The following is an 8193-nucleotide window of genomic DNA, read 5'->3' as shown; positions in this document are numbered from 1 at the left end:
CCCCATGCCGAACTCAGAAGTGAAACGCTGTAGCGCCGATGGTAGTGTGGCATTCGCCATGCGAGAGTAGGACACTGCCAGGCACCCAATTAAACAGTGATGTGCAAAATCACGTTACTGGCTGCGAGGATGACACCTCATAAAGAAGCAGCAAAAGATTTAGCGAAAGCTAACCGAATGCGGAGCGGTAGTTCAGTCGGTTAGAATACCGGCCTGTCACGCCGGGGGTCGCGGGTTCGAGTCCCGTCCGCTCCGCCACTAAATTGAAAGGCCTTCCCTGTCGGGAAGGCCTTTTTGCTTTCTGGCGTCTGGATAAGAGCTCAGGGAACAAGAGGCAACCGGCGGGTCTGAATCGCCACTTGTCACGGACAACCCGCCTCTTCCCCCCTGTGGTGATTGCGTGTCTGGCATTGTCCCTTTACCCAGGGCTTACCCTTCGCTCTGGTTTGCCTTTGTTCCTCCATCTTTTCCCAACCCTGCCAATCGGCCGGGCTTTGTCGTGTCTGGAGATGAGCACCGCAAGCGCGAAAATACGCTCTGGCCGAGAGTGCCAGAGGACCATCGGGAGCTCATATGCGGATAAGAGATAAGCAAAGCGCTTTTTCTTTCTTCATGGAATATGCATAAGCGGGCATGCTGTACTCAACCCAACGATATGGAGTATCACCATGAAACTGCGAATGACCGCTCTCACCGTTCTCTCCCTGCTGGCTCTCGGTCAGGTCCAAGCCGCCGAGGTGCGGCTGCTGAATGTCTCCTATGACCCGACGCGGGAGCTGTTCCAGGAGTACAACAGTGCCTTTGCCAAGGAGTGGAAGGCCAAAACCGGCGACGATGTGGTGGTGAGCCAGTCACACGGTGGCTCAGGCAAACAGGCTCGTGCCGTGGTGGACGGACTGGAGGCTGATGTGGTCTCCCTGGCGCTGGCCTATGACGTGGATGCGGTGGCCAAGGCAGGTCTCACCGCCAGCGACTGGGAAGGGCGTTTGGCCAACAATGCCTCTCCCTACACCTCCACCATCGTCTTCCTGGTGCGCAAGGGGAATCCCAAGCAGATCAAGGATTGGGGCGACCTGGTGCGCAAGGATGTCGCCATCATCACCCCCAACCCCAAGACCTCCGGCGGTGCGCGCTGGAATTATCTGGCTGCCTGGGGCTATGCGCTGAAGAAAAGCGGCACTGAAGAGGGCGCCAAACAGTTTGTCAGCGATCTGTTCAAGAATGTGAAGGTGCTGGACTCCGGGGCACGTGGCGCCACCACCAGCTTCATCGAACGCGGGCTCGGGGATGTGTTGCTGGCCTGGGAAAATGAAGCGTTGCTGGTGCTCAATCAGCCGGGTACCAGCGACAAGTTCGAACTGGTGGTGCCCTCGGTCTCCATCCTGGCCGAGCCGCCGGTAGCCGTGGTGGACAAGGTAGCCAAGAAGCATGGTACCGAGGCCGTCTCCAAGGCTTACCTCGAGTATCTCTACTCCGACGAAGGGCAGCGCATCATCGCCAAATACCACTATCGTCCGAGCAATCCGGCGATCCTGAAGGAGACAGCGGCCCAGTTCCCCAACCTGACGCTCTTTACTGTCAAGGATCTGGAAGGAGATTGGGACAAGGCACAGAAGAAGCACTTTGCCCAGGGCGGATCGTTTGACCAGATTTACCAACCGGGCCGCTAAGAGACGCAGGCCCCTGTGACAACAGATAGGAGTACCACGATGAACAAGATCCTTCTGGTTCCCGGTCTGCACAACAGTGGGCCGGATCACTGGCAGAGCCGCTGGCACCAGCAATTTCCCCAGTGGCAGAGAATGATGGGTCTGCCCTGGGACAAGCCGGATCTCACGGTCTGGAGCGCCAAGCTGGCGAGCAAGCTCAGGAGCCGGCGCAGCCGGGTCCACCTGGTCGCCCACTCCTTCGGCGCTCTAACGGCCATCGCTGCCGCCAGACTGCAACCAGACAAGGTCTCTTCCATCTTCATCGTTGCCCCTGCCGATCCTGCCCGTTTCGGTATCCCGGATGAGGTGTTGACGGGGTCCATCAAGGTCTCTGCCCAGTTGATCGCCAGCCGCAATGACCCCTGGATGAGTTTCGAGCGGGCAGAGTTCTGGAGCCGGCAGTGGCAGGTGCCGTTGTTCGATGCGGGGGAAGTGGGCCATATCAATGCCCAGTCCGGCCATGGGGAGTGGCACCAGGGGCTCGCTTTGCTCAGCACCCTATACCGCCGTGCCGAAATGGTGGTGGAGCCTGCTCCTGCCGAGTGGGGCAAGCAGGCCGCACTCAGTTTTCGATGAGTGCCCCTCGGATTGTCTCGGCACGATTTCCAGACAGGCTGGCAACTTGGCCAGCGTGACTGACTTTGCATGTTCCCGGTTTTACCGCTCCGTCTTTTAGGTCTTTTATTTATATAAAAGACCTTTTTTTATGCTTATCGCTCTAAAAGCCTTGTTCCACCATTGTTAGATAAAAAAGTGCTTAGCAAAGGCATTATTGGTGTTTGTTGTCCCTGGCCGCCGTGAGCAAAATCGTCACATCCAAAGTATTTATAACAAACGGATGTGTTATGCGATTAAGTTCTTATTCCGTCCTGCCAGGCCTGGGGCCAACGCTGGGCTTCAGTCTGCTCTATCTGGGCATACTGGTGCTGCTGCCGCTCTCGGCACTGGTGCTGTTTGCGGTGAACAACCTGAGCGCCGCCGAGTTCTGGCAGGTGATCGGCTCCCCCCGGGTGCTCGCCTCCTTTCGCCTGAGCTTTGGTGCCGCCTTCATTGCCGCCCTGCTCAACAGTCTGTTCGGTCTGATACTGGCCTGGGTACTGGTGCGCTATACCTTCCCCGGCCGCAGACTGGTGGATGCGCTGATCGACCTGCCCTTTGCCATGCCGACTGCCGTCTCCGGCATCGCCCTGTGCGCCATCTTTGCCCCCAACGGCTGGATTGGCCAATGGGTCGCTCCGCTGGGCATCGAGCTTGCCTACAACCCCATAGGAGTGGTCATTGCCCTGACCTTTATCGGGCTGCCCTTTGTGGTGCGTACCCTGCAGCCGGTGTTGCGGGAAGCGGAGAGCGAGCAAGAGGAGGCGGCTGCGAGCCTGGGTGCCAACCGCTGGCAGACCTTCATTCGGGTACTGTGGCCGACCCTGGTACCTGCGCTGCTCACCGGCTTTGCCCTGGCATTTGCTCGCGGCGTGGGGGAGTACGGCTCTGTCATCTTCATTGCCGGCAACCTCCCCATGGTGTCCGAGATTGCCCCCCTGATGATCATGAGTCACCTGGAGGAGTATGACTACGCCGGTGCATCGGCCATTGCGTCTGTCATGCTGCTCATTTCCTTTGTGCTGCTGTTGCTCATCAACAAGTTGCAAGCCTGGAGCTGGGCTCGCATCGGAGGAAGCCGTATATGAACGCCTCTACTGCACATCTCGATCAGGCCCAGGAGTCCGCTTCGGCCACCCCGGCGCGTCATCCCCCGGTGACCCATGAACCGGTCTGGGTCAAATGGCTGCTGGTCACCGTCGGTCTGGGCTGGTTTGCCGCCTTGCTGCTGTTGCCGCTGGCCACCGTCTTCATCCAGGCCCTGCGACCTGGGCTGGCCTTCTTCTGGCACGCCATCAGCGAGCCGGATGCCCTGAGTGCCCTCGGGCTGACGGCCCTGGTGACGCTCTGCGCCGTGCCCCTGAACCTGCTGTTCGGTGTGGCGGCGGCCTGGGCCATCGCCCGCTTCCGCTTCCCAGGGCGGCAACTGCTCATCACCATCATCGATCTGCCGTTCTCGGTGTCCCCCGTCATCGCCGGCCTGATGTTCGTGCTGATGTTCGGCAGTCGCGGCTGGTTCGGCGAGTGGCTCGGCGAGCACGACATCAAGATCATCTTCGCCACCCCGGGGATTATCCTGGCGACCACCTTCATCACCGTGCCCTTCGTGGTGCGCGAGCTGCTGCCCCAGATGGAGGCGCGCGGCCCGGAGGAAGAGGAGGCCGCCATCATGCTGGGGGCAAGCGGGTTGCAGATGTTCTGGCGCGTCACCCTGCCCGGCATCCGCTGGAGCCTGATGTATGGCCTGCTGCTCTGTACCGCCCGGGCGGTGGGGGAGTTCGGCGCCGTCTCCGTGGTCTCCGGCCATATTCGCGGCCAGACCAACACGCTGCCACTGCACATCGAGATCCTCTACAACGAGTACCAGACCGGCGCCGCCTTCGCGGTGGCCAGCCTGCTGGCGCTGTTCGGGATCTTCACCCTGCTGGGTGAAACCCTGCTGGCCAGGCTGCGCAGTCAGCCGACCCAGTCCCATTGATCTCGAATTAACGGTTATCAAGAGAGGCATCCATGAGCATTCAGGTGCAAGGACTCAACAAGCATTTCAATCAGTACGCGGCCCTGGCCGATATCAACCTCGACTTTCACGACGGTGAACTGGTGGCCCTGCTGGGCCCCTCCGGCTGCGGCAAGACCACCTTGCTGCGGATCATCGCCGGGCTGGAACAGGCCGACAGCGGCAGCGTCATCATCCGCGGAGAGGATGCATCGGATCTCCACGTGCGCGATCGCAACGTCGGCTTCGTATTCCAGCACTACGCCCTGTTCCGCCACATGACGGTGTTCGAGAACGTGGCGTTCGGTCTGAGGGTCAAGCCGCGCGCCGACCGACCGAACGAGGAGGCCATCCGCGCCCGGGTCAAGGAGCTGCTGGATCTGGTGCAGCTCAGCCACGTGGCCGGGCGCTATCCTACCCAGCTCTCCGGCGGCCAGCGTCAGCGGGTCGCCCTGGCCCGCGCCCTGGCGGTGCAGCCCAAGGTGCTGCTGCTGGACGAGCCCTTCGGCGCCCTCGACGCCCAGGTGCGCAAGGAGCTGCGCCGTTGGCTGCGCGAACTGCATGACGAGCTGCACGTCACCAGCCTGTTCGTGACCCACGATCAGGAGGAGGCGCTGGAGGTGGCGGATCGGGTGGTGCTGATGAACGCCGGCAAGGTGGAGCAGATAGGCACCCCGGCCGAGGTCTATGACCAGCCCGCCAGCGCCTTCGTGCACAGCTTCCTCGGCAGCGTGAACCTGTTCCGCGGCCGGGTGGCCGGGCAGGGGCTCGGCATCGGCGAGCAGCAGCTGGGGGGCCCTATCCCCTCCCACCTGGCGGAGGGGATCGCGGCCATCGCCTATGTGCGCCCCCACGAGCTGGAGATACTGCCGGCGGACGCCCCGGGGGGCATTCGCGCCACCATCACCCGGTTGCTGCCCATGGGGCCGCGCATCCGGGTGGAGCTGCGTGGTGACGGGGAGACGGGAGGTGCCCATTACGAGGCCGAGCTGAGCAAGGAGGCCGCCCGGGCCTTCGCCCCGGGCCAGGGGGTACGTCTGGTGGCCAGGCAGGCACAGCTCTATCCCGACTACCAGATCTGAGGGCAAGCCGCGAGGTGCGGCCCTCTGTCAGGCTTGCTGCCGGGCCATGATCCCGGCAATCCATAACAAGAGGACGGTGGCACGAGCCACCGCCACTCAGCGCAGGAGGCGATGAGGTGAACTTTCAGCAATTGCGAATCATTCGGGAGGCGGCACGGCGGGATTACAACCTGACCGACGTGGCCAATGCCCTCTTTACTTCCCAGTCCGGGGTCAGCCGCCACATTCGCGAGTTGGAGGAGGAGCTGGGGCTCGCCCTTTTCATTCGCTATGGCAAGCGTCTGCTCGGTATGACCGAGCCGGGCAAGGAGTTGCTGGTGATCGCCGAGCGTATCCTGGGGGATGCCGACAACATCCGCAAACTGGCGAGTACCTTCGCCAACCGCGACTCGGGCCGGCTGCTCATCGCGACCACCCACACCCAGGCGCGTTACGCCCTGCCCCGGGTGGTGAAGGCGTTTCGCGAGCAGTTCCCCCTGGTACAGCTGGAGCTGCGCCAGGGCAGCCCGGAGGAGATAGTGCGGCTGGTGCAGACCGGCGAGGTGGACATCGGCATCAGCAGCGAGCAGCTCGACAAGAGCGAAGGGGTGGTGGCCTTTCCCTACTACCGCTGGCACCACAATATCGTCGTGCCGGAGCAGCACCCCCTCACCGCCGAGCGGGAGCTGACCCTGGCCGCTCTGGCCCACTGGCCCATCGTCACCTATCAGGCCGGCCTCACCGGTCGGGCACGGGTGGATGATGCCTTTGCCGAGGCGGGCATAGTGCCGCAGATCCTGCTGACCGCCCAGGACTCCGACGTCATCAAGACCTATGTCGAGCTGGAGATGGGGGTGGGCATACTGGCGGACATGGCGTTCGATTCCCAGCGGGACAAGGGACTGGTGCAACTGGACGGCAGTCGGTTGTTTGCGCCGCACACCGCCTGGATCGGCCTCAAGCAGGGGCAGTTCCAGCACAACTTTGCCTGGCAGTTCATCCAGCTCTGCAACCCCGAGCTGGCGCTGGCGGAGATCCAGGCCCGCGCCATGAGCAACGAGCCCCTGCTCGACTATCAGATCTGAACCGAGGGGTGGATGAAAAACGGGGAGCCATGGGCTCCCCGTTTGTTTGATGTTGACCTGATCTGGCACTGGAAACGCCGAGCGGGTTCCCGCCAGGTCGGATACGTCCCATCACTGCGCTGTCCAGGCCTCCTGCCAGTGGGAGCCTACGCCCGGTTCATACTGGGTGGCCGTGCTCGCCCACTGGCTGCACCAGCCGCTGTAGGGGAAGGGTTTGCACTGATAGACCTTGCCGTTTTTCGGCTGCAGCACCCGGGTTCCGGCGGTGTAGGACTTGAGGCCGTCCGGGAAGGTGAACTGGTAATCGCCCCCGCTTGCCGGATCCTTGAACATGAGATCCAGGGTCTGTTGCACCGCGTCACCACCGGCCTTGGGTTTGCCCTCGATCACCAGCTGATGGTGGCCCGCACTCAAGCCGGTCAGCGCCATGGAGAAACTCTGGCTGCCGTCCTTGATGTCGGCACTGCTCTGTCCCCTGGCGACACCGCCGTGGTCATAGAGGGTGTTGGTGATGGCGAGATCCCCCTGGGCCGTGACGGTGAACATCAGGGTGAGCTTGCCGTTGTCGAGCGTGTAGTCGCTCGCCAGACCGCTCACGCTGATCCCGTTCTCCACCGGGGGCTGCTGTTGCTCAAGCTGGATCTCGACCCGTTGCAGGTTGCTGCCAGCCTTGAGGTAGACCGGGTTCTGGCCATAGACGGGGTTGAACTGGCCGTCCGTACCTTGCTGGCCAGCACGGATCTGGCTTTGCTCGGCGTTGATCTTGCTCGCCAGGGCGTGGGCCCAGTTGTTCTTCTGGCCCTGTCCGGCGCTGGCGATGGTCAGCTCGGTCTGGAGATCGGTGCGCTCGCCATTGGCATCGAACACCCGGGTTCTGGCTTTGTCACCCGCCACCAGGTCGATGGAGGGATAGATGGTCCCTCCCTGGCTCCAGGTCAGCGGGGGCTGGGTGCCATCCTTGAACCGGGCGTCGATCAGGTTATAGAAGCTGTTGGCGGTATCCCCTACCTCCCACACCCCGAGAATGACCTGATAACCGGTACGCGGGGGCAGGGTGCACTGATGGGTCACCTGTTTGGGGGGCTGCACCATGTTGCCGTCGATGACGCAGAAGGGATTGAGATCGAACGCATCCCGGGTGAGGGGCTGGTTCGGGTTCCAGTCCTGCTTGGTGAGGTAGTAGCGCCAGTTGCGGGTCACGTGGTTGGCAGTGAAGGTCCAGCTGATGGCGAAGGGACCGGCCTGCACCTCACGCTTGGTCCAGCGATCGAGGGTCTGGGTGTTGAGCTCGCCGAATTGGGGGTGACCGGCCGAGGCTATCTGGCCGTCGGCGGGGCCGCCATCGGGGAAGCCGGAGGGGGCTTCCAGGCTCTGGGGTTCCCACTGGATGGCGCCACACTGGCTGTTGCCCCCTGTCTTGCACAGGTAGTTGCGCCCTTCGGGCTGGCTGATGTAGCCGTGAGCGAGCACGCCGCCACTGGCCAGCAGCGCCAGCGCTGCCGCGAGATGGGTGAGTCGGATATTTGCTGCCATACATTCCTCTGTTCGGTGATGTGGGCAGTCACGTTGGCAGGGGAGTTCCCCGAAACACGGTGCTGCAACCCCGCTATCCTGGACAGCTTGTCTTTAGACCGGAGGCTTTGCGTCCTGGCCTTTCAACCAGTTTGCCAAATGACTACAGAAAGGATCATGGTGCCGCCTGTGGCGACCACTCATCATGACTATATTTTGTTAAAAAAATAAGT

7 protein-coding genes, 1 tRNA gene and 1 riboswitch are annotated in these 8193 nt (G+C 62.1%); of the genes, 7 read left to right on the top strand and 1 reads right to left on the bottom strand.

Annotation, left to right across the window (positions count from 1 at the left end; all coding sequences use genetic code 11):
* Positions 1-181 precede the first annotated feature (181 nt).
* The 7 genes from AB5Y50_RS16640 to cbl all read left to right on the top strand — a co-directional run bounded on the left by AB5Y50_RS16640 (position 182) and on the right by cbl (position 6448).
* A tRNA-Asp gene (locus AB5Y50_RS16640) sits at positions 182-258 on the top strand.
* A 410-nt stretch (positions 259-668) separates the two neighbouring features.
* Positions 669-1670: a sulfate ABC transporter substrate-binding protein gene (locus tag AB5Y50_RS16635; protein ID WP_042864432.1), complete on the top strand. Its 1002-nt coding sequence runs from the start codon at positions 669-671 to the stop codon at positions 1668-1670.
* 39 nt (positions 1671-1709) lie between these two features.
* Positions 1710-2285, top strand: a complete 576-nt coding sequence (locus tag AB5Y50_RS16630) for an alpha/beta hydrolase (RefSeq protein WP_161469995.1) — start codon at positions 1710-1712, stop codon at positions 2283-2285.
* Between the two features lie 269 nt (positions 2286-2554).
* Complete coding sequence (gene cysT / locus AB5Y50_RS16625; protein WP_039039454.1) at positions 2555-3394, top strand: sulfate ABC transporter permease subunit CysT; 840 nt, start codon at positions 2555-2557, stop codon at positions 3392-3394.
* On the top strand, positions 3391-4284 hold the full coding sequence (cysW, locus tag AB5Y50_RS16620) for a sulfate ABC transporter permease subunit CysW (protein ID WP_161469994.1): 894 nt from the start codon (positions 3391-3393) through the stop codon (positions 4282-4284). The genes cysT and cysW overlap by 4 nt, the downstream gene beginning before the upstream one ends.
* Positions 4285-4316: 32 nt before the next feature.
* A complete protein-coding gene (locus AB5Y50_RS16615; protein WP_161469993.1) occupies positions 4317-5384 on the top strand; it encodes a sulfate/molybdate ABC transporter ATP-binding protein in 1068 nt (355 codons plus the stop codon).
* A 116-nt stretch (positions 5385-5500) separates the two neighbouring features.
* Positions 5501-6448, top strand: coding sequence for an HTH-type transcriptional regulator Cbl (cbl, locus tag AB5Y50_RS16610; RefSeq protein WP_010672828.1), 948 nt, complete (start codon positions 5501-5503; stop codon positions 6446-6448).
* A gap of 111 nt (positions 6449-6559) precedes the next feature.
* Here the strand turns inward: cbl and gbpA are convergent, their stop codons facing one another.
* Positions 6560-7981 carry an N-acetylglucosamine-binding protein GbpA gene (gbpA, locus tag AB5Y50_RS16605; RefSeq protein WP_049635964.1) on the bottom strand — a complete coding sequence of 474 codons (1422 nt, stop codon included), beginning with the start codon at positions 7979-7981 and terminating at the stop codon, positions 6560-6562.
* A gap of 60 nt (positions 7982-8041) precedes the next feature.
* Positions 8042-8127, bottom strand: a riboswitch (cyclic di-GMP riboswitch).
* Positions 8128-8193: the final 66 nt, after the last annotated feature.

Source organism: Aeromonas sp. s6 (genome assembly GCF_040907815.1).
Lineage (GTDB): Bacteria > Pseudomonadota > Gammaproteobacteria > Enterobacterales > Aeromonadaceae > Aeromonas > Aeromonas caviae.
The sequence above is the reverse complement of the archived record's forward strand: the minus strand, read 5'-3'. Positions and strand labels throughout refer to the sequence as shown.

Coding starts and splice junctions, on each gene's coding strand:
- AB5Y50_RS16630 (WP_161469995.1), top strand. CDS start 1,710: ATGAACAAGATCCTTCTGGTTCCCGGTCTGCACAACAGTGGGCCGGAT.
- AB5Y50_RS16615 (WP_161469993.1), top strand. CDS start 4,317: ATGAGCATTCAGGTGCAAGGACTCAACAAGCATTTCAATCAGTACGCG.
- cysT (WP_039039454.1), top strand. CDS start 2,555: ATGCGATTAAGTTCTTATTCCGTCCTGCCAGGCCTGGGGCCAACGCTG.
- gbpA (WP_049635964.1), bottom strand. CDS start 7,981: ATGGCAGCAAATATCCGACTCACCCATCTCGCGGCAGCGCTGGCGCTG.
- cysW (WP_161469994.1), top strand. CDS start 3,391: ATGAACGCCTCTACTGCACATCTCGATCAGGCCCAGGAGTCCGCTTCG.
- AB5Y50_RS16635 (WP_042864432.1), top strand. CDS start 669: ATGAAACTGCGAATGACCGCTCTCACCGTTCTCTCCCTGCTGGCTCTC.